25 protein-coding genes are annotated in these 24,009 nt (G+C 67.3%); 14 read left to right on the plus strand and 11 right to left on the minus strand.

Annotated features, from left to right (window positions below; all coding sequences use genetic code 11):
- Positions 1-7 precede the first annotated feature (7 nt).
- The 6 genes from EPL00_RS07790 to EPL00_RS07815 all read left to right on the plus strand — a co-directional run bounded on the left by EPL00_RS07790 (position 8) and on the right by EPL00_RS07815 (position 6,920).
- Positions 8-3,334: a type 2 lanthipeptide synthetase LanM family protein gene (locus tag EPL00_RS07790; protein ID WP_135851040.1), complete on the plus strand. Its 3,327-nt coding sequence runs from the start codon at positions 8-10 to the stop codon at positions 3,332-3,334.
- A 189-nt stretch (positions 3,335-3,523) separates the two neighbouring features.
- Positions 3,524-3,670 carry a hypothetical protein gene (locus EPL00_RS07795; RefSeq protein WP_162224177.1) on the plus strand — a complete coding sequence of 49 codons (147 nt, stop codon included), beginning with the start codon at positions 3,524-3,526 and terminating at the stop codon, positions 3,668-3,670.
- Positions 3,671-3,989: 319 nt separating this feature from the next.
- Positions 3,990-4,646, plus strand: a complete 657-nt coding sequence (locus tag EPL00_RS07800) for a hypothetical protein (protein ID WP_135851039.1) — start codon at positions 3,990-3,992, stop codon at positions 4,644-4,646.
- Between the two features lie 151 nt (positions 4,647-4,797).
- Positions 4,798-4,941 carry a hypothetical protein gene (locus tag EPL00_RS07805; protein WP_162224178.1) on the plus strand — a complete coding sequence of 48 codons (144 nt, stop codon included), beginning with the start codon at positions 4,798-4,800 and terminating at the stop codon, positions 4,939-4,941.
- The gene (locus tag EPL00_RS07810; protein WP_135851038.1) at positions 4,938-5,348 is read left to right on the plus strand and encodes a hypothetical protein; all 411 of its coding nucleotides are present in this window, start codon (positions 4,938-4,940) and stop codon (positions 5,346-5,348) included. The genes EPL00_RS07805 and EPL00_RS07810 overlap by 4 nt, the downstream gene beginning before the upstream one ends.
- Positions 5,349-5,408: 60 nt before the next feature.
- Positions 5,409-6,920, plus strand: coding sequence for a DNA polymerase Y family protein (locus EPL00_RS07815; RefSeq protein ID WP_135851037.1), 1,512 nt, complete (start codon positions 5,409-5,411; stop codon positions 6,918-6,920).
- A 197-nt stretch (positions 6,921-7,117) separates the two neighbouring features.
- On the opposite strand, the gene EPL00_RS07820 is transcribed toward EPL00_RS07815, so the two are convergent.
- The gene (locus EPL00_RS07820) at positions 7,118-8,089 is read right to left on the minus strand and encodes a DMT family transporter (RefSeq protein ID WP_238398147.1); all 972 of its coding nucleotides are present in this window, start codon (positions 8,087-8,089) and stop codon (positions 7,118-7,120) included.
- A 129-nt stretch (positions 8,090-8,218) separates the two neighbouring features.
- Here EPL00_RS07820 and EPL00_RS07825 point away from each other — a divergent pair, with 129 nt between their 5' ends.
- The 5 genes from EPL00_RS07825 (at position 8,219) to EPL00_RS07845 (ending at position 11,893) form a co-directional block, all read left to right on the plus strand.
- Positions 8,219-9,808 carry a helicase HerA domain-containing protein gene (locus EPL00_RS07825; RefSeq protein ID WP_135851036.1) on the plus strand — a complete coding sequence of 530 codons (1,590 nt, stop codon included), beginning with the start codon at positions 8,219-8,221 and terminating at the stop codon, positions 9,806-9,808.
- Between the two features lie 157 nt (positions 9,809-9,965).
- Positions 9,966-10,358 carry a cupin domain-containing protein gene (locus tag EPL00_RS07830; protein ID WP_135851035.1) on the plus strand — a complete coding sequence of 131 codons (393 nt, stop codon included), beginning with the start codon at positions 9,966-9,968 and terminating at the stop codon, positions 10,356-10,358.
- A gap of 116 nt (positions 10,359-10,474) precedes the next feature.
- Complete coding sequence (locus EPL00_RS07835) at positions 10,475-11,185, plus strand: DUF6517 family protein (protein WP_135851034.1); 711 nt, start codon at positions 10,475-10,477, stop codon at positions 11,183-11,185.
- A gap of 5 nt (positions 11,186-11,190) precedes the next feature.
- Positions 11,191-11,577, plus strand: a complete 387-nt coding sequence (locus tag EPL00_RS07840; protein WP_135851033.1) for a hypothetical protein — start codon at positions 11,191-11,193, stop codon at positions 11,575-11,577.
- A gap of 40 nt (positions 11,578-11,617) precedes the next feature.
- Complete coding sequence (locus EPL00_RS07845; protein ID WP_135851032.1) at positions 11,618-11,893, plus strand: hypothetical protein; 276 nt, start codon at positions 11,618-11,620, stop codon at positions 11,891-11,893.
- 377 nt (positions 11,894-12,270) lie between these two features.
- On the opposite strand, the gene EPL00_RS07850 is transcribed toward EPL00_RS07845, so the two are convergent.
- Together EPL00_RS07850 and tpiA are read right to left on the minus strand one after the other, a co-directional pair.
- Positions 12,271-14,136, minus strand: a complete 1,866-nt coding sequence (locus EPL00_RS07850) for a S9 family peptidase (RefSeq protein WP_135851031.1) — start codon at positions 14,134-14,136, stop codon at positions 12,271-12,273.
- A gap of 444 nt (positions 14,137-14,580) precedes the next feature.
- Positions 14,581-15,225 (minus strand): triose-phosphate isomerase, encoded by a 645-nt coding sequence (tpiA, locus tag EPL00_RS07855; RefSeq protein ID WP_135851030.1) that lies wholly within the window; start codon positions 15,223-15,225, stop codon positions 14,581-14,583.
- A 192-nt stretch (positions 15,226-15,417) separates the two neighbouring features.
- Here tpiA and EPL00_RS07860 point away from each other — a divergent pair, with 192 nt between their 5' ends.
- Complete coding sequence (locus tag EPL00_RS07860) at positions 15,418-15,558, plus strand: hypothetical protein (RefSeq protein WP_162224179.1); 141 nt, start codon at positions 15,418-15,420, stop codon at positions 15,556-15,558.
- Between the two features lie 153 nt (positions 15,559-15,711).
- Here the strand turns inward: EPL00_RS07860 and EPL00_RS07865 are convergent, their stop codons facing one another.
- The 6 genes from EPL00_RS07865 to EPL00_RS07890 form a co-directional block, all read right to left on the minus strand.
- On the minus strand, positions 15,712-16,239 hold the full coding sequence (locus EPL00_RS07865) for a multiprotein bridging factor aMBF1 (RefSeq protein WP_135851029.1): 528 nt from the start codon (positions 16,237-16,239) through the stop codon (positions 15,712-15,714).
- Between the two features lie 80 nt (positions 16,240-16,319).
- Complete coding sequence (locus EPL00_RS07870; RefSeq protein ID WP_135851028.1) at positions 16,320-16,574, minus strand: hypothetical protein; 255 nt, start codon at positions 16,572-16,574, stop codon at positions 16,320-16,322.
- Between the two features lie 64 nt (positions 16,575-16,638).
- Positions 16,639-17,247, minus strand: a complete 609-nt coding sequence (locus EPL00_RS07875; RefSeq protein WP_135851027.1) for a CDP-alcohol phosphatidyltransferase family protein — start codon at positions 17,245-17,247, stop codon at positions 16,639-16,641.
- A 12-nt stretch (positions 17,248-17,259) separates the two neighbouring features.
- Positions 17,260-17,808, minus strand: coding sequence for an adenylate kinase family protein (locus EPL00_RS07880; protein ID WP_135851026.1), 549 nt, complete (start codon positions 17,806-17,808; stop codon positions 17,260-17,262).
- On the minus strand, positions 17,805-18,878 hold the full coding sequence (gene hisC, locus EPL00_RS07885; protein ID WP_135851025.1) for a histidinol-phosphate transaminase: 1,074 nt from the start codon (positions 18,876-18,878) through the stop codon (positions 17,805-17,807). The genes EPL00_RS07880 and hisC overlap by 4 nt, the downstream gene beginning before the upstream one ends.
- Positions 18,879-19,063: 185 nt before the next feature.
- Entirely contained in the window at positions 19,064-20,098 is a 1,035-nt protein-coding gene (locus EPL00_RS07890) for a hypothetical protein (RefSeq protein WP_135851024.1), read from the minus strand.
- A 172-nt stretch (positions 20,099-20,270) separates the two neighbouring features.
- Between EPL00_RS07890 and EPL00_RS07895 the strand changes: the two genes are divergently transcribed.
- The gene (locus tag EPL00_RS07895; protein ID WP_135851023.1) at positions 20,271-21,947 is read left to right on the plus strand and encodes an NADH-quinone oxidoreductase subunit D; all 1,677 of its coding nucleotides are present in this window, start codon (positions 20,271-20,273) and stop codon (positions 21,945-21,947) included.
- A gap of 5 nt (positions 21,948-21,952) precedes the next feature.
- Here the strand turns inward: EPL00_RS07895 and EPL00_RS07900 are convergent, their stop codons facing one another.
- Positions 21,953-22,441, minus strand: a complete 489-nt coding sequence (locus EPL00_RS07900) for an SHOCT domain-containing protein (protein ID WP_135851022.1) — start codon at positions 22,439-22,441, stop codon at positions 21,953-21,955.
- Between the two features lie 106 nt (positions 22,442-22,547).
- Here EPL00_RS07900 and EPL00_RS07905 point away from each other — a divergent pair, with 106 nt between their 5' ends.
- Positions 22,548-23,513 (plus strand): TIGR03557 family F420-dependent LLM class oxidoreductase, encoded by a 966-nt coding sequence (locus tag EPL00_RS07905; protein WP_135851021.1) that lies wholly within the window; start codon positions 22,548-22,550, stop codon positions 23,511-23,513.
- Between the two features lie 61 nt (positions 23,514-23,574).
- On the opposite strand, the gene EPL00_RS07910 is transcribed toward EPL00_RS07905, so the two are convergent.
- Positions 23,575-23,988 carry a VOC family protein gene (locus tag EPL00_RS07910; RefSeq protein ID WP_135851020.1) on the minus strand — a complete coding sequence of 138 codons (414 nt, stop codon included), beginning with the start codon at positions 23,986-23,988 and terminating at the stop codon, positions 23,575-23,577.
- Positions 23,989-24,009 lie beyond the last annotated feature (21 nt).

Here is a 24,009-nt window from a genome sequence, read left to right on the forward strand (position 1 = left end):
GGATAGAATGAGTTCCGTCTTCACCGACGAAGACCGTCGCGAAATCGCCGGGCGCGCGCGGACGCTCGCGGAGCGCCTCGACGGCCCGGCCAACGTCGCCGAGGAGTCGCCACCTATCGACCCCGAGCGCGTCCTCGACGAGTGGCGAGCGACGTTTCCCGACGAGGAGTCCTTTCGGGCGCGACTCGCGCACGAGGACCTCACCGAGGAGACCGTGCGCGAACACATCGCGGCGACGCGATGGCCCGCCGACGAACCGCTCCCCGACTGGATAGACCGCTTGTCGAGGCTCGTCGGCCGCGTCGAGTCGAGTACCGAAGCCGACCGGGACGCCGCGGCGACCCCCGACGAGACGCCGTTCGAGGAGTTGCTCGCCGCGGTCGTGAGCGTCGCCCGCGAGGGGGTAGCCGTCGATTCGGTCCCGGTGGAGACGATTTCGTCGCTGGAGCGCCAACTCGCGGAGCGACTCGAATCGCTGTGCGTCCGGCCGCTGTACGTCGAGTTCAAGAGCTTCGTGGAGCATCACGACCCCGAACTGGCGGCGACGAGTCCCGACGAGGTGGCCGACCCGCCGACCGACTACTACGAGCGGTTCGTCGCGGCGATGTTCGACGGCGGGTTCCGGAGCCTCTGTCTGGAGTACCCCGTCCTCGCGCGCCAGTTGGTGTCGCTCGTCGGCGACTGGCGGGAGGCGGTCGAAGAACTCTGCCGACGCGTGGCGGCCGACAGCGACGCTCTGCGCGACGAGTTCGACGTTCGAGGCGACGTGACCGACCTCGACGCGCTCGCCGCGGACGCCCACGCTGGCGGCCGGGTCCCGGTTCGGGTCGCCTTCGAGGAGGGCGCGGTCGTCTACAAGCCCCGGCCGGTCGGCGGCGAGGTCGCGTTCTACGAGATTCTCGGCCGTCTGGACGACCACCTCTCGACGCCCGACTTCGACTCGCCGACGCTCCTCGAACGCGAGGGGTACGGCTGGATGGAACTGCGCGAGTACCGCGACCTCTCCGACCAGTCGGCCGCCGACGAGTACTACGAGCGCGCCGGGGCCGTCCTCGGTCTGGCGTACCTCCTCAACTTCACCGACTGTCACTACGAGAACGTCGTCGCCGAGGGCGACGCGCCGACGATACTCGACGGCGAGACGGTCTTTCACCCCCACGTCGAGTCCGAGGCCAAGCCCTTCGAGACCGAGGCCAGCGCCGTGGTGGACCGGTCGGTCCTGCTGTCGGTGCTGTTGCCGTTCTCGGTCGGGGACCCGCGGGCCGACCGCGGCGGCCGGTTCGCCGACAAGGTGGCCGGACTCGGGAGCGACGGCGACGAGACGCCGCTCCCCGGCAAGTCCGAACCGACCATCGAGGCGGTCGGGACGGACGTGATGAGCGTCGAGATGGAACCGGTGACGGTGGACCCGAGCGAGAACACGCCCTCCATCGACGGGACCGACCTGCCGCCCGAGGAGTCCGTCGATGCCCTCGTCGCCGGGTTCGAGGAGACCTACGAGACGGTCCGGGACCTCCACGACGAGGGGCGGTTCCTCGCAGACATCGCCACGCCCGAACTGGTCGCGGGCGTCGAGACGCGACTCCTCTATCGCTCGACCGGTCGGTACGCCGAACTCCTCCGGTCGACGGCGGCCCGGAACCCGCTCCGGGACGGCGCGCGCCTGACCGTCGAGTTCGAGGAGTTGGCGGTGCCGTTCTTCGACGGAACCGTCGAGTCCGACCGGCTCTGGGAGCTGTACGACGCCGAGCGGCGCTCGCTCCGGAAACTGGACGTGCCGCGGTTCGCGTCGCGGGCCGACGAGTCGAGCCTGTTCCACCGCGGCGAACGACTCGACGCGACGGTGGACCGCACCGGCTACGAGTTCGTCCGCCAGCGACTCGACGCGATGGACGATTTCGACCAGCGGCGACAGTCGTGGCTGATTCGGGAGGCGGTCGGCGAGGTCACGACCGCCGAGGGGCCGCCGCCGTCCGGCGACGAAGCCACCGGAAGGGACGGGAACGGGGACAGAAACGGGAACGGGTCTCGCCGGGACGACCGCTTCCGGCGGGAAGCCATCGACCTCTTCGAGGAGGCCGCCGACGCGCGGGTCGAGGCGACCGACGAGCCGAGTTGGGTCTCGATAGTCCCGGAGTCGGGAATCAACCTCTACCCGGCCGACGACTCGCTGTTCTGGGGTCGAGGCGGCGTCGCGCTGACCGCGGCCGCGCTGGCCGACGAGACCGGCCGGGACCGCTACCGGCGACTCGCCGACGAGACGCTGGCCCCCGTGGTCGAGCGAATCTTCGAAGGGAGCGTCGAGTTCGACCACGGCGGGATGCAGGGCATCGGCTCGGTCGTCTACGTCCTCTCGGTGGTGGCGGAACTCCTCGGCGACGACCGCTACCGGGAGGCCGCGCTCGCCGCGGCCGAGACCGTCACGTCCGAGCGCGTCGCCGAGGCCGACACCTTCGACGTGGTTGACGGCGTGGCGGGGACGCTACTGGGCCTGCTGGCGTACTACGAGCGGTACGGAGATGAAGACCGTAGCGGAGACGGTGGCGACGAGGAGGGCGGCGACGATGGCGACGCCAGCCCCGATATCCTGCGGCGCGCGGCCGACTGCGGCGACCGACTGCTGGACGCTCGAACCGAGGTGGACGGCTACCGCGTCTGGGAGACGACCAGCGACGACGTGCCCTACACCGGGTTCGCCCACGGCTCCAGCGGCATCGCCTACGCGCTCGCCCGCCTCGCCGCGGCGACCGACGAGGATGCCGACCGAAATGGCAACGCCGACCGAAATGGCAACACCGACCGAGACGGCAACACTGACCGAGACGGCAACGCCGACCGATACGCCGACGCGGTTCGAGAGGCGCTGGCCTTCGAGTCGTCGCTCTACGACCCGTCACGGACCAACTGGCGACAGGCCGCGACCCGCGAGACCTACCAAGACCGCTGGTGTCACGGCCGCACGGGGATGGCGCTCGCCCGAATCGGTATCGGCGAACTCCTCGGCGACGACGCGCTGGTCGCGGACGCCCGCGAGGCGCTGGCCGCGACCGCGGCCGACGACGGGGCGTCGCTCGACAATCTCTGCTGCGGGAACTTCGGCCGGGTCGAAGCCCTGCTGGTCGGGGCGCGCCGCGCCGGGTGCGACGACGCGCTCGCGGGTGACCTCGCCGGGCGGTGTCTCGCTAGACGCGAGCGCGACGGTCTCCTCTCACTGCCCGCCCACGACTCGGCGTTCGTGAACCCGACGTTCTTCGACGGAGTTTCCGGGCCGTCGTACACGCTACTTCGCCTGCGGAACCCGGAAACGCTCCCGTCCGTCCTCTTGCTGGAGTGACGGCGCGGGAGCGCGTACCCGCTACAAATAAGACTAAACAAGATACATAAATCAATAAATTTAGAAATGATATAAATATTGGAATATATTCTAGGTTATTCACCATGAATATTTAGATTTTTTAGAGTTAATAATAGAAAATTCTCACAAAAAGATTTAACAGTAGAGAGTCCGTCGAAAACATCTGCAATGTCAGTTGCAATCGAAGCCGACGCCGGTAGCAAGGAACAGTACGACAGCGAGTTCACCGTCGAGACCACCGAGGACGTGCCGGAGCAGGAAGCCGGTCACCGCGACGGATGCGGCTTCACGTGCAGTCCGTTCTCCAGCTGGTAACACCCGAAACGACTCTTCGTTTTTTACCGCTGATCGGGACACGAGACCCGCGAGATACCGTCGGGTCGTCGCGTAACCACCTGCCTCGGAGCCGTGTCCGCGGCCAGTCCAGCCGTAGTTCGAGACCGACGAGCCGTGACTCGAAGGTTCTTGAACGAAGTACAGTGACCGAATGGAGTTCTCGATAGCGGTCGGACTGAGAAGCGGGCGCACACGTCTCGAAACTACCTGACGGGAAGCTGTCACGACGGTCGCTTCGTCGAAGCCCAACTCGGCCTGCCACAACAGTCACCCGTTCTCGGCCGCTATCCAACAGCGAATGACCACCCACCACCTCGCCTCGTGGCTCCTGAAACACAGCGACGTTCCGGTCACGGTCCTCAAGCCCGTGGCCACCAGACTCGGCGTCTCGACCAACTACCTCGGCGCGGCGCTGTTCGCGGGGCAACTCGTCTACGAGAATCAGGAGACCATCGTCAAGTACGCCGACCGAGGAGGCGTCCGGGTGGGCGGGTTCCTGCACCGCAGAGCGGTCGAACGCTACGGCGAGGACCACGCGCTGACTCAGCACCTCGGCGAGAACGTCGCGGCGCTGGACGAAGCCTTCGAGGGGACCGAGGAGGAAGCTGTCACGTTCGCGGAGTTCTATCGGCGACTCCGGGCGGTGGACCGCGACGCGCCCCGACTCACGCCACCGGCGGAACTCCTCGACGCCGACTTGCCCGACGCGGACCTGCCCGACGCGAGGCTCCCCGACGACGCGATGCCGGACGTTGATTTCTCCGACGAGCGATTGCCGGACGTGGACCTCCCCGACGGCCGACTCCCGGACGTGGACGTGTCGGGGGTCCTCGGCGGCGCGACCGCCGCGGTCGCCGACCAGCGCGACCGCCTGCGGGACCTGCGGCCCGACTTCGGGGACGACGCTGACGACGAGAGCGACCCGGTCGAGATTCCGGTCCGCGACGAAAACTGACCACATCTATTCTCAAACCGTTTACATCGTTTTGGGAAGCGTATCCTCGATTCCCTCGACTCGACCGAACCGACTGGACCCGACCCCTCGCCGGTTCGCCGCGCGCGGTCGAACGGGAGAACTAAGTTCCGGACCGGCCATCCTCGGGACGATGACCTCCTCGCGTGCCGACCGCGCCGGGCGACCAGCGACCGGAGACTCCTCGGGGAGACTCCGGACCGCGGACTGCACCGACCGACCCCGGACCGCGGACCGCACCGATCGACTCCCGACCGCCGACGCGCCGCACCGATGAAGTCTCCCGAACACGCCGCGCTCGGGAGCGTCGCCTCGCTACTCCTCGTCGCGGCGCTTCCCATCTCGATACCCGTCGAAGCCGCGCTGCTGGTCGCGTACGGCGTCCTGCTCTCGGTGTTCGTGGACCTCGACCACTTCGTCGTCGCGCGCTACCTCGCGGGCGACTGGTCGCACTTCCGGCGGTGCGTCGCCGACCCCAAGTTCGCGTTCACCGAGCAGGAGTCGGTGTTCGACGGCGTGGACACCCAGACGCTGGAGACGCTTCGCCTGCTGAGTCACCTGCTTCTGGGCGGCGCGTGGGTCGGTCTCCTCGGACTGGTCCGACCGGTCTACGCGCTGTTTACCGCGGGCGTCCTCTACGTTCACGTCGTCGCCGACCTTCTGCGGGACGCGGACGTGGCGTGACTCGTACCAGTTTCGTCCCGAACTGAAGCTTTAACCGACCGCGGAAACCATCCCCGACAGATGACTGGCGGGTCCCGCTTGCCGGGGACGCCCGACGACGACGAGACCGGCGACCCCATCGTCCTCCATGTGGACATGGACTGCTTCTACGCGGCCTGTGAGCGGCGGCGCGAACCGCGACTGGAGGGCGAACCCGTCGTGGTCGGGATGGGCTACGAGGGCGGCGAGACCCACGGCGCGGTCGCCACCGCGAGTTACGAGGCCCGCGAGTACGGCGTGGACAGCGCGCAAGCCATCTCGACTGCACTGGAGCGACTGCCGCGGAAGGCGGCGGTAGCGGCCGAGAATGGCGAGGATTCCGACCGACCCGCCAGCGACGTGGACCCCGAGGAGGCGGGTTACTACCGGCCGGTGGACATGGACTACTACGAGGAGGTCAGTTCGGAGGTCAAGGAAATCCTCCACGAGTCGGCCGACGTGGTGCGGGAGGTCAGCATCGACGAGGCGTACCTCGACGTGACCGACCGGACCGCGTGGGAGGTCGCCGAGGGGTTCGCCCGCCACGTCAAACACCGCATCGACCGCGAAGTCGGCGTGACCGCGAGCGTCGGCGTCGCGCCGAACATGTCCGCCGCGAAAATCGCCAGCGACCACGACAAGCCCGACGGTCTCGTCGTGGTCGAACCCGGCGAAGTCGGGGACTTTCTGGCACCCCTCGACGTGGGCGAGATTCACGGCGTCGGCCCCGTCACGGCCCGCAAGTTGCGCGGGATGGGCATCGAGACGGCGGCGGACCTCGCGGTTGCCGACCGCGCGGAGTTGGAAGCGCGATTCGGCGAGCGCGGCGCGGAGATGCACCGCCGAGCGCGCGGCGAAGACCGACGCGAGGTCACACCCACGGGTCGCCCCAAGAGCCTCTCGCGGGAGTCGGCGTTCACCGAGGCGACCGACGACGACGAGCGCAAGCGCGACCAGATTCGAACGTTGGCGGAGGCGGTGGCCGACCGCGCCCGGCGGAAGGGCGCGATGTACCGCACCATCGGTATCAAGGCCGTCACGCCGCCCTACGACGTGAACACCCGCGCGAAGTCGTTGCCCGGCCCGGTGGACGAACCCGAACTGGTCGAGGAGGTCGCGCTCGAACTCCTCGGCGAGTTTTCCGGCGTCGAGGTCAGGAAGGTCGGCGTCCGGGTCTCGAACCTCTCCTTTGCCGACGGCGAGCAGGCGAGTCTGGGCGACGCGTGGGGGTCGAGCGGAGACGATGCCGAACGGGCCGCGAGCGAGGCCCCGAATCCGGAGGACGACGGACAGGCTTCGCTCGGTCGGCAGTGGGACGACGATTCTGCCTCCGGTGACAACGACGACGATTCCGGCGGCGACTCGGCCAGCGAACCTCCCGCGAGCGACCTCGACGGTCAACTCTCGCTGGCCCGCGAGTGGGACGTGGCGGACGACGCGTCCGGCGAGTTGGCCGTGAACGACGCCGAAGAGACGGACTCGGACGGAACCGACCCCGACCAACGCGACGAGTCGGACCCCGAGGGGCAGGTGTCGCTCGACGACTTCGGGTAGTCTTCGACGCGAATCTCGGTTGCCGGACCGGCGCGCGGTGGCGGTGCGGGGCGGGGCAGTGCGGTGCTGTGCGGCGACTCCTTTGTTCAAGCCTGTAGCTAGCTCCTCGACACTCTCCTCGGTCACTCCGAAATTTCCGAGATTACTCGACTTTGTGAGGTTTTCGGGCTACCCGCCCGTTCCGAGACTTCGCCGACTCACCTCGCCGCGCCGCGATACTTCGCCAACTCCGCCGCCAACTCCCGATTCTTCAGCAGGACGAATCCCGCGACGACCACGCCGAACCCGACCAGCGTCGAGGAGTACACCGGTTCGTCCAGCAACCACCACCCGACCCCCACCGAGACCACCGGCACGAGGTAGGAGACCAGATTCACCTCCAGCGGGCCGACCCGCGACAGGAGGTCGAAGTAGACGACGAAGCCCACGCCGCTGGCGAACACCGCGAGGTAGGCCACCGCGAGCAGGGCCGGGAGCGCGAGTCCGGCGACGGGGACCTCCTCGCCGAGCGCGAGGCTCAGGCCCGCCTGTATCGCCGCGCCCACCGCCATCGCCGCGCCGGTCAGCGAGACGGTGGGCATCGACGGCCTGAACCGCCGGACCAGCACCGTGCCGAGGGTGACGCTCACCGCCGCCGCGAACACCAGCGCCGGACCGAGGAGCGCGGTGGCGAACGCGCCGAGTTCGAGCGAACCATCGCCGACCGCGGCGCTCGCGCCCGCGTCGCCACCGAGCGTCGCGGGGTCGGGTCCGACCACGATGGCGACGCCGAGGAACCCCACGACCAACCCGAGCGCGCCGCGAGGAGAGACGGTCTCCTCGGGGAGCAGGATAGCGCCGACGAGGACGGTCAGAATCGGAATCGCGCTGAAGACGATCGCCGCGACTCCGGCGGTCGTGAACTGCTGGCCGACGAAGGTCAGACCGCTCCCGCCGATGAAGAAGACGCCGCCCGCGAGGACCGCCAGCCAGTCCGCCCGCGTCCGGGGCCGCCAGTAGTCGGTCGTGGCGAGCGCGTAGCCGAGGAGAAGCGCCGCGGAGACGGCGTAGCGCACCGCCGCGAGCGCCAGCGGCGGGAGGTAACGGAGGCCGACCTCGATGGCGGGAAAGGCTCCGCCGAACAGGAGCGTCATGACCGCGAAGGCCGTCAGGTCGCGCGTGCGGGACACTCGGCGGACTACGGCGAAATCCCGGAAAGGTGTTCTGTCGGGCGAGTGGCGCGACTTTCGGGCCGCGACCGACTCCAGCGCCGACGCCCCGACAGTTTATGGTGGCCCGGTGAGAGGTAGCCCGCAAGAATGTCGCAGGAGACCATCGACGTGGCCGAGGTGAGCGCCGGGAAAGGGGGCACCGCTGGCGACCCCGGCGACCCCGTCGAGTTGCCGGTCGTGGAAGTGTTGACTGGCAGAGCATTTATCACCGGAAAGTCCGGGTCCGGTAAGTCCAATACGATGAGCGTCGTGGCCGAGAAGCTCTTAGACGGTGGATATCCGGTAATTCTCGTGGACACAGATGGTGAATATTACGGTCTCAAAGAAGAGTACGAACTTTTACACGCCGGAGCGGACGACGAGTGCGACATCCAAGTCAACCCCGAACACGCCGAGCGGCTGGCCTCGCTCGCGCTGGAGGACAACGTGCCCATCATCCTCGACGTGTCGGGGTACCTGAACGAGGAGGACGGCAAGGAACTCCTCAAGGCGGTCGCCCAACAGCTGTTCGCCAAGGAGAAGAAACTCAAGAAGCCGTTCCTGATGGTGGTCGAGGAGGTCCACGAGTACATCCCTGAAGGGGGCGGAATGGACGAGTGCGGGCGGATGCTCATCAAAATCGGTAAGCGCGGGCGCAAGCACGGACTCGGCATCGCGGGCATCAGCCAGCGCCCGGCCGACGTGAAGAAGGACTTCATCACGCAGTGCGACTGGCTGGTGTGGCACCGACTCACGTGGAACAACGACACGAACGTCGTGCGGCGCATTCTGGGGGGCGAGTACGCCGACGCAATCGAGGACATGGGCGACGGCGAGGCGTTCATGACGACCGACTGGTCCGAGGAGACCCGCCGGGTGAAGTTCCACCGCAAGCAGACGTTCGACGCCGGAGCGACGCCGGGGCTGGACGACTTCGAGCGTCCGGATTTGAAGTCCGTCAGCGACGACCTCGTGAGCGACCTGCGCCAGATAAGCGAGGAGGAGAGCCAGCGCGAGGACCGCATCGAGGAGTTACAGCAACAACTCCGCGAGAAGGAGAGCCACATCGAGGACCTCGAACGACAACTGGAGGAGGCCCGCGAGATGGAGGAGGTCGCCGACAAGTTCGCCAAGGCGATGCTCGACACCTCCCAGAACCGGCGCGCGAACCCCTACGTCGATACCGGCGGTCCGGCGATGCACGGCGGAAGCGCGCAGGCCCCGCAGGGCCACCGGACCGGCGAACAGGTGCAACAATCCGGCGAGCAGGCACAGCAGGCCAATCTGGGCGGCTTCGAGCAGGCCGAGGCGAGGGCGGCCGCGCCGACGGAGGCCGAGTCGGCGGACGCCGAGTCGAGCGACGACGCGAGCGGCGAGGAAACCCCAATCGACGCCATCCGGACGGAACTCGACGACCTCGAACCGGTCGAGCGCGCGATGCTGGCCCACTACCTCCGGCAGGGTCCCGCGACTCCCGTCGAGACCCACGTCGCCGCTGGCGGCCCGGAGGACCGGGAACTCGCCTACAACCACAACCGCACCCTGCGCCAGCGCGGGTTCGTCCAGCACGCCGGGGGTGGCGAGTACGTCGCGGCCCTGCCGAGTCTGCTGGCGGCGCTGACCGACGGCGAGATGGACGACGACACCCGGAAAGAGGCCCTCGAAGCGGTCGCCGACGAGTTACCCGACGCGGAGTAGGGCGGTCGCGGAGTATAGCAGGCGTAGAGTGAGCCTTGATTGGTAAATGGTAACAACTAACGAACTGCGCGGCGAAGTGTCCCCGAAGTACTCGAGGAGAAGCTACGGAGGAGAGGCGTCGTCACGCCGAATCGAGTGCTTCGCCCGGAGGAGACCGATGAAAGTAGCGAAAGAAGACATTCCGACCAAGATAGACAGCCCGGACGCTGTAGCTCAGCACCAGCCCGACTTCGGTGACGCGACCGACTACGGGGACATGGCCGCGGAACACTTCACGGTAGCGAACGGGACCGACCTCACTCCGCTTCTGGAAGGTCTGGAGAACGACCTCTGCCAGTCGCCCCACTGGGGGTACGTGGTGAGCGGTGCGCTGACCGTCGCCTACGCCGACGGGAGCGAAGAAGCCGACGAGGGCGGTGACGTGTTCTACTGGCCGCCGGGACACACGGTCCGGGCCGACGAGGACGCGGAGTTCGTTCTCTTCAGTCCGCAACACGAACACGGCGAAGTTCTCGACCACATTCAGCAGAAACTGGAGGGGAGTTCCTGAGAGGTAGCTCCTCCGCTTCGTATTTCCGCTTCCTCGTGGCACCGGGTCGGTAACGGAGTCGCTGGCTCTGCGAGCGTGCTGTCCGATTTATAAGCCGTCCGCCTGAACGGTCTCCTATGCCAACACGACGACGCCTCCTCGGTGCCATCGGTGCCGCGGGCACGACCGCACTCGCGGGCTGTCAGGGAATTATCAAAGTCAGCGCGAGCGCAGACGCCTCACCCGCCGCAGTGGACGACTCCGCGGCCGACGACGCGGGGTTCACGCACGTCGAGACGAAACCGGACACGCTCGCGACCGAGGTGTCGGCGTTCCCCTACGTCGCGGACTTCGAGGCGACGTGGTGGCTCTCGCGCTATCGCAAGTCGGTCGGCGACGGCGGTCTCGCCCGGTTCGAGGTCCTGTCGTCGCCGACGAAGGAGGCGAAGGGCACGCAACTGAACCCGATTTCGAGCTTCGAGTACGGCGCGCTCGTGACGACGTTCTCCACGAGTAGCGGCGAAGGCGCGGTCGGAAAGGCGTTCTCGTCGGTCCTCGGCGACGGCGACTTCGCGGACGTGACCCGCGTCGAGACGACCGAGAGCGACCTGCTGGGCGAGTCCGCGGAGTTCGGCGTCTTCGACGCGACGTTCACCAGCGCGCGCGAAGGAAGCGACGAACCCGTCCCGGTCCGGGTCCTCCTCGCCGTCGCCGAGCGCGGCGGCGACGTGGTCGTGCCGGTCGGCGTCTACCCGCGCGAGCGAGACGAGTCCGACGCCATCTATCGGTTGGTCGAGGGTCTCGAACACCCCGCCGAGGAGTCCGACAGCGAAACGCAGTCCAACTGAAGACGATGCCACGACGACTACGAGAGCGGTGGGGCTTCGACCGACGCCAGACGGCCGCGTTCGCGCTGCTCGGCGCTGTCCTCGTCGGCGCGCTCGTCGCGGGCGTCTCGAACGCCGACGGCCCGCTCGGACTCGCCAGAGCCGTCGTCATCGCGTGTTCGTTGCCGGTCGTGCTGGCCGCCCACCGACTGACGCATCTCTTCGAGGACGTGACCAGCCAACAGGAAGGCGCGGTGATGCTAGTCGCTGGACTCGTGCTACTTGGCGGGATGACGCTTTTCGGCGACCGACCGGACGACGAGTTCCTGCTCGCGCTCGGTGCGTACTGTCTCCTCGGCGTCGCGCAGTTGCTCCGGCCGTACGTGCGGTCGTTGCGCGACGACGAGCGATGAGGATGGCCGAGCCTTTTACGCTTCCCCGCGGAGAGTCCGTATGAACAAACTCGCGGACGCGGGCGAGGACCGGTGGCGTCTCCCACAGCACGCCTACGTCGTCGTCTACGACGAGCGCGAGACCGAACTGCTGACCATCTACGACTGCGGCGCGGCCCAGAAACCGCCCTCGGCCCGGATACTCGGCAATCTCGTCCGAGTGCGTCCCGACCACGAGTTGGAGAACACCCCCACCGGCTACGTGGTCCGGATGCGCGAGGAGTCCGTCCTCGAAAAGCAGGACGACGACCACTGGATTATCCTCGAAGGCGAGTAGAGCGTATTCATCCGGAGGAGTGACAGATTTGTTCGCGGTGACGGTAATCGAATTAGCGAACCGCACGCCACGAATCGCACCACGACCACGAATCGCACCGTGACCGTGAACCGTGGCGTGACAGCAAACCCCACCGCGAACATCCCCGATGCCGACTCGAAGGAGTTGACCGCCCCGCACAGCACCGCGCCGCACCGCGACCGCGGGCCACACCCTCCCCAACCGATTGCGGTCCTCGGTCGCTTCGCTCCCTGTGGTCCTCATCCCTCGCACGACGATGACGCGGCCACTTCGGGCCGCGCCAGCGCGCGCCGGGTCTTGGTGTAGTCGGACACGAATCGCGGAACGTTCGCCTCTGGACGGTCAGTCGCCCGAACTCAGACGTGTTCGTCCAAGAACGCCGCGATTTTCTCGAACATCTCGACGCGATTGCCGAGTTTCGTGGTGTGGTGGCCCTCGTCCTCGAAGACCAGCGTCTCGACCGGCACGCCCTGCGACCGGACCTCCTCGGCGATTTGGCGGGCCTCGCCGACCGGGACGCGGGGGTCGTTCGCGCCGTGCTGGACGAAGAGGGGACACCGAATCTCGTCGGCCGAGTGGATGGGACTGATGGACGCCAGCAAGTCGCGGTCGTCGGCCAGCGAGCCGTACTCGGCTTCCCGGTGGGAGCGCCGCCAGTCGCCCGTGTTTTCGAGGAACGTGACCCAGTTGGCGATGCCCACGAAGTCCACCGCGGCGGCCCAGAGGTCCGGGTACTCCGTGATGGCCGAGAGAACCATGAATCCGCCGTAGGAGCGACCGTAGGCGACCACGCCCTCGGAGTCGATTTCGGGCCGGTCGGCCAGCCACTCGACGGCCGCCGCGATGTCCCGCACCGAGTCCATGCGCTTGTCCACGTCGTCGAGCGCGGCGTACGCCTTCCCGTAGCCCGACGACCCCCGGACGTTCGGTTCGAAGACGGCGTAGCCCGCGTCCAGCAGGTACTGGCGGATGGGTCGGAACCACGGCCGACGCTGGTGGTGCGGGCCGCCGTGTACGTCCACGACGACGGGGACATCGGTCTCCTCGGACCCCGATTCTACGCCGTCGGGGAGCGTGAAGTACGCCGGAATCTGCCTTCCGTCGAACGTCTCGTAGCGCACGAGGTCCGGCGAATCGTAGGCGTCCAACGCGACGCCGCCCGGCGAGGGTCGCGTCCAGCGTTCGGCGGACACGGAACCGGTCTCCGCCGACACGCCCTCGGGCAGGTCCGCGACGAAGATAGAGTGGTTCAGGTCCGGCGTCGAGACGGTCGCGGCGACGCGCTCGCCCGCCGGGCCGACCGCGAGGTCGTGGACCACGCCGTCGGGGATTTCGGCGGCCGCGAGCGAGCCGTCGGCGAACGACGAGTCTCCGGTGTCGGTCGCGTCACTGAGTCGCCCGACGCGCAACTCCGAGTAGCCGTCTACGTTCCGGGTCAGCGCGAGAAGGCCCGACTCGGCGTCGAGGGCGAACCGGTCGATGCTCCACTCGCCGCCGGAGACGACCGTCTCGACGGCGAGCGAGTCGAGGTCGATGCGGACCAGTTCTTTCGCGTCGGCGTTGGCGTCGCTCAGGCAGTAGACCGCGTCACCGTCGGAACCGAACGCTGGCTGGCGGTAGCGGACGTGGCCGTCGTGGGGCGTAACGTGGCGGCGCTCGCCGGTCTCGGCGTTCACCACGTAGAGGTCGTCGTCGGAACTCGCGCGCGAGCGCCGGACGACGAGGCGGTCGCCGTCCCACGCCTCGACTTCGAGGAAGCCCTCCTCGTCGCTCTCGGCGACGAGTTCCGGGTCGCCGCCGTCCGCGGCGTCGCCGCCCACGTCCATCGCGTACACGTCGAATCGCGCGGCGTCGTCCCGGTTGGCGGCGAAGGCGATGCGGTCGCCGTCGGGGTGCCACGCGCCCCAACTGTGGATGGCGTCGGGGTCGTCGGTCAACTGCTCGACGGCGTTGGTCGCGGGGTTGAGGCGGAACAGTTGGTCGTGTTCGTCCGCTCCGGCGTCCTTCCCGAAGACGACCGCGCCGCCCGCTGGCGACCACGAGACGAACGAGACCCGTTCGTCGTAGAAGGTGCGCTGGCGCGGCCATCCGGCGGCCTCCTCGGCGGTCCAGACCTGCGCCGTGCCGGTCGTGTCGGCGAGAAACGCGATTCGACCGTCGGGCGAGAGCGTCGGCGCTACCGTCCGTCGCGCGGTGAAGTACCGCTTGACGTTCTCTGTCACGATTCCGGACTCTCGGCGAGCGCAGTTCAACCTGTGGATTGCGGAAGGGGCGTCGGGTTCGGCCGGGCGCGGCCGGGCGGGTCGCCCGGTTGCGCTCGGTGACACGTCCCACCGCGGATACGCTCGACCGTCCATCCGCCAAAGATACGCTCGGTAACACGGACTATCGCAAACGCTCGCCGACACGCCCACCATCGGGTGGGATAAAGGGGCCGCCCGCTCGCGTTCAGTTCAGTCACCTCAGCGACCACTATCCGCGCCGGGCGGTGCGGAGAGGCGCGGATATGTCGCTGAGCGACCGCGAGCGGGCGGGGGCTTTCGAGGCGTTCATCGCGACGACTCTCGACGGTCGGTTACACATCGCAACTCACGGGAAGATACCTCCACCCACTCTTACGCAGCATAAAGGAAATCAAAAGAAATAAAAATATTTCTAAAGCGTGACTACAGCGGGGCGACCAAATCTTCGAGCGCCGCCTTCGGGTCGTCGGCCTTCGCCACGCCGCTGGCCAGCAGGACGCCCTCGGCACCGAGGTCTTGGGCGGCGGTCAGGTCCTCGCCGGTCGAGATGCCCGCGCCGCAGTAGACCGCCACGGAATCGTCGGCCTCCTCGGCCGCTTCCACGGCGTCGGTCACGATGTCGGGGTCGGCCTTGCTGACCGGCGTGCCGGTGCCGATGAGTTCCGGCGGTTCGACCGCCACGGCGTCGGGACCGAGACCCGCGACGGCACCGATTTGCTCGGGGTTGTTCGCGCAGACGCAGGTTTCGAGACCGACGCGCTCGGCGGCCGCGAGCGCGGCGTCGATGTCCGCGAGTTTGAGGCGGCGCTCGGAGTGGTTGAGCATCGTCCCGGTCGCACCCGCCTCGGCGGCGGCCTCCGCGAGCGTCGAACCGGTGTGACTGCCGTGTTCGACCGCGCTGACGTGCTGTGCCCACGTCTCAACGCCCGTCTCGGCGACGCGTTCGAGGAGCGCCGCCTGCGGCGCGACGGCGATGGGAACGCCGGACTCCTCGCTCACGTCGCGCGCGGCGGTGGCGACTTCGACCGAATCGCAGGGGTAGGCCTTGAGGTTGACGACGACTTTCATACCCCGAGTGTTCGTCGGGCCGGACTAATAGGTTGCGAGAACAGCTAGGCACGACCGTCGAAAGGAACTCAGAGAGGAGCGTGTAGAAAGTCTCCCGTTCGATACAAATTGGATTCGACTCCGGAGTGGCCGTCAGAGCCGAAACGACGAACGCCTCGAAAGCCCCGCCCGCTACGCAAAGATAGAAATCTCGTGGAAACGGCCGTAGGAATCGTGATGGTGAACGCCTCGAAAGCCCCCGCCCGCTCGCGGTCGCTGGCCGACATATCTTCGGCGCGGCCCTCGCTTCGCTCGGGCCACGCCTCGATAGCGGTCGGCCAGACGACTGTATAAACGCGACCGGGCGGCCCCTTTCAGTCCACCCACACGGTCGGTTGCGGAGTCGAGCGTCTGCCGGTGGAGTGCGTCACCGAGCGCAGTCCCGTCGGTTGCGGAGTCGAGCGCACGCCGCGGTGGTCGGTCGGCCGAGCGTTCGTGAGTCGGTCGTCAGTCCTTGCGCTTCACCACGTCGCCGAGGGTGTACTCGCCGGTGGAACTGCCGCCGCTCCACTCCTCGTCGTCGTCGGCGGACCCGCCCGCGCTCAGCGAAATGTCGAGTTCGCGTTCGAGTTTGGTCTGGACCTCGTCGCTCGGGAGCACGTCGCCCCGTTCGAGTTTCCGGATGAGGCTGGCCTTCTCGTTGAGTTCGTCCGCGAGGTCCTCCTGACTCATCCCGGTGTTCTCGCGGGCCTTCCGGATGCGGTCGTCGTAGTCTTGGGCGAGTTCGTCCATGTCGTCGAACATGTCCGAGCGCCGCGATTGGGAGGAGCTAGAGGACGTACTCGACGACGACGAGGAGGAACTGCTGGAAGACGACGAACTGGTCGAGTACTTCGTAGACGAAGAACTAGCGTCTTGAGTCTTGACCTCGGTCCCGAACTCCGAGCAGTTGTCGCAAACGTCCAGCTCGGCCCCCTCAACCTTGATAGTCTTGGGAGAACTCGTCTCGGCACCGCACATCTCACACTGAACCATGCCAGAGGGTAGTCTGTCGGCGCTCTTAAATTCCACGCCGCGAGAATCGCCGAGCGGCGGCGAGATTCGAGCCCACCGCGCTACAGCACGCGGTCGTCGTCGCTCTTGTCACGGAGATAGCCGAAGCCCTGCTTGACCTCGCCGTCGCGCTCGAAGTACTTGAGAATCCGGCGACACCGTTCGCGCGAGAGGCGGGTCTCGCGGCTCAACTCGAACAGCGAGTCTACTTCTTCGGCCACTTCGAGGAACTCGTCCATCTCGATGTGACTGTTCGCTGGTAGGATGTCGTCCAACTCGACGTTGATACCCGATTCGCCCGGACGTTCGTCCGTCATTACTCTTTGGACTCCGGTTTGTTTTGACACTATCCGGGTTGAAAAAGGTGACTGAACCGTCGGGTCACGCCAGCGCCCGCCACGAGTAGTAGAACCGCTGGAGGGCGGTGAAGTGGCCGACCACGGCGAAGACGACGAGCAACCACGCGACCACCGAGAGACCCGCGGGCGTCGCCGTCACGAAGGCCGCGAGCGCGCCCGTCACGCCGATGAGCGCGAGGCGGTCGGCCCGCCCGAGGAGGCCGCCGTACACGCGGTCGAGTCCGACCGCTTGGGCCTGCGTGCCCAGATACGAGGTCATCAGCACGCCCGTCACGGCGGCGAGACCGAGGGCGTACCGGCCGAGTCCGGCCGCGAGACCCGAGATGACCACGATGTCGGCGTACCGGTCCAGCACGTGGTCGAGCAGGTCGCCCGCCTTCGAGTCGGTGCCGAGTTCGCGGGCCAGCGCGCCGTCGAGCAGGTCGAGCCAGCCGTTGAGGAAGACGAGGACCGCTCCGGCGAGATACCAGAGCGGTTCGTCCCCGCCCAGATAGAACGCGCCGCCAGCGCCCCCGGCGAGTACGAACGCGACGACGCTCACCGAATCGGGCGTCAGGCCGAGTCTGGTCGAGAGCGAGACGAACGGGTCGAGCATCCGGTCGGCGACGTGTCGGAACTGGTCTAAAGTCATCGTATCAGCACCTCACAGGTAGTCGATGTACGACACGTCGCCCGCGCTCGGTTCGCGCTCGCCCGCGACGACGGCCCGAATCGCGTCGGCCACCGCGTCGGGGTCCCGGTCGGTCGTCTCGATTTCGTAGACGTTCTCGACGCCGTGGGCGTTCACCGCCTCCGAGAGGATTACGTCGAGGGCTTCGCTCTCGGCGTTCTCCGCGGCCTTGGCCTCGGACTCGCCGCGCTCGGTGAGGCGGCGCTCCAACTCCTCGGGGTGACACCGCAGGACGACCACTCTATCCGCGTCGAGGTGGTGGGCGAGGTGCGACTCAACGAGGAGGTCCTCGCTATCGCCCGACGAGTCGGCGATTTCGCCGATTCGCTCGGCGATGGCGTCGAGGTCCGCCACGAGGCTGTCGCGCTCGTCGTCGCGCTCCGTCCAGAGGTCTTCGGACTCGATGAGGTCGTTGAGGTGGACGACTTCGAGACCGGAGTCGGCGAACGCCGGGTCGGCTTCGAGGGCTTCGACCGCCGACGTTTTCCCGGTTCCGGGCGTCCCGGTCACGACGACTCTCACGACGACAGCACCTCGTTGAGTTCCGAGACCGCGCGCCGGGTCTCGTCTTTGGTTCCGCAAGTGATGCGGACACACTCGGGGAGGCCGAAACTCGTGCAGTCCCGGACGATGACTCCTCGGCGCTGGAGTTCGTCGGCGACCGCTTCGGCGTCGCCGACCTCCGCGAGGACGAAGTTGGCGTGGCTCTCCCACGTCGGCGCGTCCAGATGCTCGTACACGTATTCGCGCGCCCACGCCGCGGTCTCGACGGTCTCCTCGGCGTGGTCGTCGTCGTCCAGCGCGGCGAGTCCCGCCCGGCAGGCGATTTCGCTCGCGGCGAAGGGCGTGTTGACGCGAGCGTAGGCGTCGGCCCACGACTCCGGAACGATGCCGTAGCCGAGGCGGACGCCCGCGAGGCCGTACACCTTCGAGAACGTCCGGAGGACGGCCACGTCGTCCCGCGTTTCGACGAGTTCGACCGCGCTCGGGCCGTCGTGGAACTCGCCGTAGGCTTCGTCCACGAGGACGAGCGTGTCGTCGCGGGTCTCGTCGGCGACGGTCTCTATCGCGTCCAACGCGAACCGGTTCCCGGTCGGGTTGTGCGGACTCGTCAGGTAGACGATGCGCTCGCCGTCGTACTCCGAGAGGACGGTCTCGCTGTCCAGCGCGAAGTCGTCGTCCTTCGAGAGGTGGTACTGCGCGACTTCGCCGTGGTGGAAGCGCGCGCTCATCCCGTAGTACGCGAAGCCCGGTTCGGGCACCAGCACCTCGTCGCCGGGGTCGAGCATCGCGCGAGCGAGGTAGTCCAACACGCCGTCGCCGCCGTTGCCGAGCCAGACCTGCGCGGGCGCGACGCCCCACCGGTCGGCCACCTTCTCGGTGAGGTCGGCGTGGGACGCCTTGGGGTAGGAGTGGGCCGACCCCGCGGCCTCCTCGATGGCCTCGACTGCGGCCGGACTCGGGCCGAACGGGTTCTCGTTCGACGCGAGTTTCACGAGGTCGTCGGGGTCTAATCCGAGGTCGCGGGCGACCTCCTCGATGCCCCGCCCGGCCTGATACACGGTGTGCGAAGAGAGGTCCCGTGGTTCCATGTGAGAGAGGTGTAGGCCGCCCGTCTTAAGACTGCTTACCTCCGGCGAACGCCGCGGAGCCGAACTGGTAGCTCTCAGTCCCTCGAAATCGCCGCTCCCCCGACGCCGGACGGTATTTTTGTCAGAATCCGCCCAGTACACATAAGGAAAGTCCTGTGGTCGCTCTGGTGGGGAGAAACACGATGTCACACGAAAACCGCAGCGATTGGGGACGCACCGAGGAGCAAAGCCACGAGCGCAGTTCGCAGGGCGAAGGTGACACCCGAGGCGGCCGCTACTCGGCGGGCGGGCGGGAGCGAAGTCAGTCCGGACGACGGGAGTCCGAGCGGAACCTGCCCGGCCAGCACCAGACCGGCCGCGGCCACGAGTCCGGCCAGCAACAGCAGGCGGGCCGACAGCAGTTCGGACAGCAGAACGGCCAACAGCAGACTGGCCAACAGCAGACCGGTCAGCACCAGAGCAGTAGTCAGCAGGGCAAGCGATACGGAAGCCGACGCCAACAGCAGGAGAGCCAGCACCGGACTGGCCAGCACCAGCAAGCGGGACACCAACAGAGCGGTCAACACCAGCAGACAGGTCGGCACCAGCAGACAGGCCAGCAGAGCGGTCAACATCAGCAGGGTGGTGGACACCAGCAAACTGGCCAACAACAGTCCGGGAGCCAGCAGGGCAAGCGATACGGGAGCAACCAGCGCGGCCAGCAACGGACCGGTCGCCACCAGAGTAGCCAGCGTCACGAAGTCGGCCAGAATCAGGAGCGAGGAGGGCAGAGCCGCCAGTCCGGGAGCGGCGTTCACCAACTGAGTCAACACGGCGGAAGCGGTGGCCAGTACTCCGGTCACGAACAGCAGTCCGGACAGCAGACCGGCCGACAGAGCGGCCGGACCGACCAGTCGAGCAGTCAGATTGGCCAGTCCGGGAGCCAGCACGGAGGTCGGCAGTCCGACCGGACGAGCCACCAGTCCAGCCAGCACCAGCAGTTCGGGAGCGACATCCAGAGCGGCCAGCAGTCCGGTCAGCACCACCAATCCGGTCGGCAGGGCGACCGGACCGGCCACGGACAGCACGGCCAACAGACCGGCCGCGAGGAGGGCCAGAACCAGTACGGCGGAAGCTCCGAGAGCGGATTCAGTCCCGTCCAGCAGACCATGATGCGCGGCGAGGAGCAACACGACCAGCAGAGCGAGTCGCGGCGATAGCCCTCGTCCGCCAGTCGCCAACGCCCGAACGACTCGTGCAATCGTCCGAAGACGCCTTTTTTCGCTCGACGCGCCGACTGTGACAGACGTTAGCACTATTGACGCGCGGCACCGACTTTCGGCCGGGAATGGGACTGTTCAGGACACCGATTCGGGCCGAGCGGCGGGCCGACCGCGAAGCGGGTGGGACGCGATGAGCGACGCCCCCGAGACCGACCCCGAGGTCGGCGCGCCAGCGCGACCCGGCGTCGATTACGACCGTCTCGAAGACCTCCTCGGCGACCGCGTACTCGGACGCGAGAGCCACCTGAACGCCGAGGGGTTCGTCGTGCGCCCGGACGCCGCCGAGTCGGTCCTCCGGACGCTCAAGGACGAGGCGGGGTTCGACCACCTCTCGCTGTTGACCGCCCAAGAGTACGAGGACCGCTACGAGAGCATCTACCACCTCAAGAAGTACGACGACCCGACCCACGAGGTCAGCGTCGTCGTCCCCACCGACCCCGAGGAGCCGTGGAATCGAAGCGCCTCCTCGGTGTACAAGACCGCCGAGTGGCACGAGCGCGAAGCCTACGACCTCGTGGGTATCGAGTACGAGGGTCACCCGGACCTGCGGCGCATCCTCCTGCCCGAGACGTGGCAGGGCCACCCACTGACCGACGACTACGACCAGAACAAGCCGCAAGTCGTCACTCTTCAGAAGCACGTCAACCCCCTCGCCGAGGACGCCCGCGACGAGGAGAGCGAGTCGGACACGATGTTCCTCAACATCGGACCCCACCACCCCGCGACCCACGGCGTCCTCCACCTGAAGACGGTGCTGGACGGCGAGCAGGTCGCCGACGTGGAACCCGACGTGGGCTACCTCCACCGGTGCGAGGAGCAGATGTGCGAGCAGGACAACTACCGCTACCAGATAATGCCGTACCCCGACCGCTGGGACTACACCGCGAACATGCCAAACGAGTGGGCCTACGCCCGAACCGCCGAGGCGCTCGCGGACATCGAGGTGCCCGAGTACGCCCAAGTCATCCGGACGATGGCGACCGAGTTGGGCCGCATCATGGGCCACATGCTCGCACTGGGCACGTTCGCGCTCGACGTGTACGGCGACTTCACGGCCATCTTCATGTACGCGGTCAGGGACCGCGAAATCGTCCAGAACATCCTCGAAGACCTCACGGGCCAGCGCATGATGTTCAACTACTTCCGGTTGGGCGGCGTGGTCTGGGACCTGCCGGAACCCCGCGACGAGTTCTTCGACAAGATTCGGGACTTCCTCGACGGACTGCCCCAGCACGTCGAGGAGTACCACGACATGATGACCGAGAACGAGATTTTCCAGAAACGGACTGTCGATACCGGCGTCATCTCGGCCGAGACCGCGAAGGACTACGGCTGTACCGGCCCGGTGGCCCGCGGTTCGGGCGTCGATTACGACCTGCGCCGCGACGACCCCTACGGCTACTACGACGAACTCGACTGGAACGTCGTCACGGAACCGTACGGTGACAACTACTCGCGCGTGCTGGTCCGGATGCAGGAGGTCGAGGAGTCCGCGAAGATAATCGGCCAGTGCGTCGATATGCTGGAGGATTGGCCGGAAGACGAGCGCAACATTCAGGCCAACGTTCCCCGGACGCTCAAGCCCGACCCCGACACGGAGGTTTACAGGGCCGTCGAGGCCGCGAAGGGCGAGATGGGCATCTACATCCGGTCGGACGGGACCTCGAAGCCAGCCCGGTTCAAGATTCGGAGTCCGTGTTTCAACAACCTCCACGCGCTCGAAGCGATGGCCGAGGGCGAGTACGTGCCCGACCTCGTGGCCGCGCTCGGGAGCCTCGACATCGTGTTGGGGTCTGTGGACAGGTAGTGTCGCTACTGTCCGGTCGAGTCGAGTTCGGTCGCCCTGCCGACGGGGTTCTCGACCGAATCGGCGTCCGCCCCGTCGAGTAGGTCGTCGTCGGCTTCGACCACCCCGTCGAGTCGTCGCTCGAACTCGTCTTGTCCGATCTCCCCGGCGGCGTAGCGTCGTTTCAGCGTCTCGACCGGACGCTCCTCGCGTGAGTCGTCCGTCCGAGTCGAACTCGACGCCGAGGAGTCGCCCCGAGTCAGCCCCGAGTCGGGCGCGAACAGCGTCGTCGTCGCGACGACGGGCAAAACGAGAGTCAGCACGCCGAACAGGAGCGCGAGGAGATTGTAGACGACGCCGCTTTTCACGCCGGAGACGATGGCGAACGTCGCGTACAGCGAGAGGACGGCCCCGACGGCCGCGATTCCGGCGACGCGTCGTCGCCACCGAGAACTGTCCGGAGTGTGTCTGGCCAGCGGTCGCGGGAAACTGGAGGAGTCGCCGGGCGGGCTCATGTCAGATGGGATATTTCATACCGAACTGAAACGCCTTTCGGTGGGTCGGGAACGATTCGGATCCGGTGGCCACAACCGCCTTGCCCGACCCTCCCGTGGCAACTCCATGGTCGAACTCGGCTACACGCTCTCCAGCGAGGAACACGGCCCGACTGACCTCGTGAGTCACGCGGTCAGCGCGGAAGAACACGGCTTCGACTTCGCCTCCATCTCGGACCACTTCCACCCGTGGATAGGCCAGCAGGGCCACGCGCCGTTCGCGTGGGCCACGCTCGGCGGGGTCGCCGCGGCGACCGACGACTTGGACGTGGGCGTCGGCGTGACCTGTCCCACGGTCCGAATCCACCCCGCGATTCTCGCGCAGGCCACCGCGACGATAGCGACGATGTTCGAGGAGTCCGGCCAGCAGTTCTACTTCGGCGTCGGGACCGGCGAGAACCTGAACGAACACGTCCTCGGCGACCACTGGCCGCCCCACGACGTTCGCCTCGACATGCTCGAAGAAGCCGTCGAGGTGATTCGGAAGCTCTGGACCGGCGAGATGGTCAGCCACCACGGCGACCACTACACCGTCGAGAACGCGAAGCTGTTCACCCTGCCCGACGAGAATCCGCCCGTCTGCGTGTCGGCGTACGGCGACCGGACCGCGAGCCACGCCGCAGATTTGGGCGACGGCTTCTGGTCGGTCGGCCCGCAGGACGTGGTCGAGACCTTCGAGGAGGACGGCGGCGAGGGACCGAAGTTCAGTCAGCTCACGGTCTGCTACGCAGACGACGAGGACGAGGCGGTCGAGACCGCCCACGAGTACTGGCCCAACAGCCTCCTGCCGGGGCAACTCGCCACCGAACTCGCCACGCCGCAGTTCTTCGAGCAGGCCTGCCAGATGGTCGAGAAGGAGGACGTGCGCGAGGCCGACAGCATCGTGACCGACCCCGACCCGCAGGCCCACGTCGAGAGCGTCCGGGAGTTCGTGGACGCGGGCTACGACCACGTGTACGTCCACCAAATCGGCCCGGAGCAGGAGGAGGCCATGGAGTTCTACGAGCAGAACGTCCTGCCGGAGTTCCGATAGGACGGCCCCGAACCGCGGCCGTCGCTCGGCGACTGCGACCCGTTGCTCGGCGACTGTGAAGTCACTCGGGGGCGACAACCTCGACTTTGACTCCCTCCGGGCCCTCGCAGTAGAGCGCGTAGTAGCCGCCAGCGAAGGGATGTTGCTCCTCGAAGAGGAGACCCGCGTCGTCGCGCTCGCGGACGCCCTCCGTAATCGCATCGACCTGCTCGCGGGACGCGGCGTGAAAGGCGAGGTGGTTGAGTCCGGCGGCGTCACGGTCGAAGGGGTGGTCGGACTCGTCGGCCCGCACGAGGACGACGTACGTCGGGTCGCGAATCCACGAGCGACCGGCCTCCCAGTCGTTCTTCGGTTCGTATCCCAACTCCCCGAGCAACCAGTCCCAGAACGGGACCGACGCATCGAGGTCCGAGGCGTACAGTTCGACGTGATGGAGTTGCCCCGCCCGCTCGGGGTCGGCGTGGTCACGGCTCACGAGAGCCGATTCACGGACGAC

It is taken from the genome of Halorussus salinus, from assembly GCF_004765815.2.
Taxonomy (GTDB): domain Archaea; phylum Halobacteriota; class Halobacteria; order Halobacteriales; family Haladaptataceae; genus Halorussus; species Halorussus salinus.

Coding starts and splice junctions, on each gene's coding strand:
- EPL00_RS07790 (WP_135851040.1), top strand. CDS start 8: ATGAGTTCCGTCTTCACCGACGAAGACCGTCGCGAAATCGCCGGGCGC.
- EPL00_RS07795 (WP_162224177.1), top strand. CDS start 3,524: ATGTCAGTTGCAATCGAAGCCGACGCCGGTAGCAAGGAACAGTACGAC.
- EPL00_RS07800 (WP_135851039.1), top strand. CDS start 3,990: ATGACCACCCACCACCTCGCCTCGTGGCTCCTGAAACACAGCGACGTT.
- EPL00_RS07805 (WP_162224178.1), top strand. CDS start 4,798: ATGACCTCCTCGCGTGCCGACCGCGCCGGGCGACCAGCGACCGGAGAC.
- EPL00_RS07810 (WP_135851038.1), top strand. CDS start 4,938: ATGAAGTCTCCCGAACACGCCGCGCTCGGGAGCGTCGCCTCGCTACTC.
- EPL00_RS07815 (WP_135851037.1), top strand. CDS start 5,409: ATGACTGGCGGGTCCCGCTTGCCGGGGACGCCCGACGACGACGAGACC.
- EPL00_RS07825 (WP_135851036.1), top strand. CDS start 8,219: ATGTCGCAGGAGACCATCGACGTGGCCGAGGTGAGCGCCGGGAAAGGG.
- EPL00_RS07830 (WP_135851035.1), top strand. CDS start 9,966: ATGAAAGTAGCGAAAGAAGACATTCCGACCAAGATAGACAGCCCGGAC.
- EPL00_RS07835 (WP_135851034.1), top strand. CDS start 10,475: ATGCCAACACGACGACGCCTCCTCGGTGCCATCGGTGCCGCGGGCACG.
- EPL00_RS07840 (WP_135851033.1), top strand. CDS start 11,191: ATGCCACGACGACTACGAGAGCGGTGGGGCTTCGACCGACGCCAGACG.
- EPL00_RS07845 (WP_135851032.1), top strand. CDS start 11,618: ATGAACAAACTCGCGGACGCGGGCGAGGACCGGTGGCGTCTCCCACAG.
- tpiA (WP_135851030.1), bottom strand. CDS start 15,225: ATGAAAGTCGTCGTCAACCTCAAGGCCTACCCCTGCGATTCGGTCGAA.
- EPL00_RS07865 (WP_135851029.1), bottom strand. CDS start 16,239: ATGGTTCAGTGTGAGATGTGCGGTGCCGAGACGAGTTCTCCCAAGACT.
- EPL00_RS07870 (WP_135851028.1), bottom strand. CDS start 16,574: ATGACGGACGAACGTCCGGGCGAATCGGGTATCAACGTCGAGTTGGAC.
- EPL00_RS07875 (WP_135851027.1), bottom strand. CDS start 17,247: ATGACTTTAGACCAGTTCCGACACGTCGCCGACCGGATGCTCGACCCG.
- hisC (WP_135851025.1), bottom strand. CDS start 18,878: ATGGAACCACGGGACCTCTCTTCGCACACCGTGTATCAGGCCGGGCGG.
- EPL00_RS07895 (WP_135851023.1), top strand. CDS start 20,271: ATGAGCGACGCCCCCGAGACCGACCCCGAGGTCGGCGCGCCAGCGCGA.
- EPL00_RS07900 (WP_135851022.1), bottom strand. CDS start 22,441: ATGAGCCCGCCCGGCGACTCCTCCAGTTTCCCGCGACCGCTGGCCAGA.
- EPL00_RS07905 (WP_135851021.1), top strand. CDS start 22,548: ATGGTCGAACTCGGCTACACGCTCTCCAGCGAGGAACACGGCCCGACT.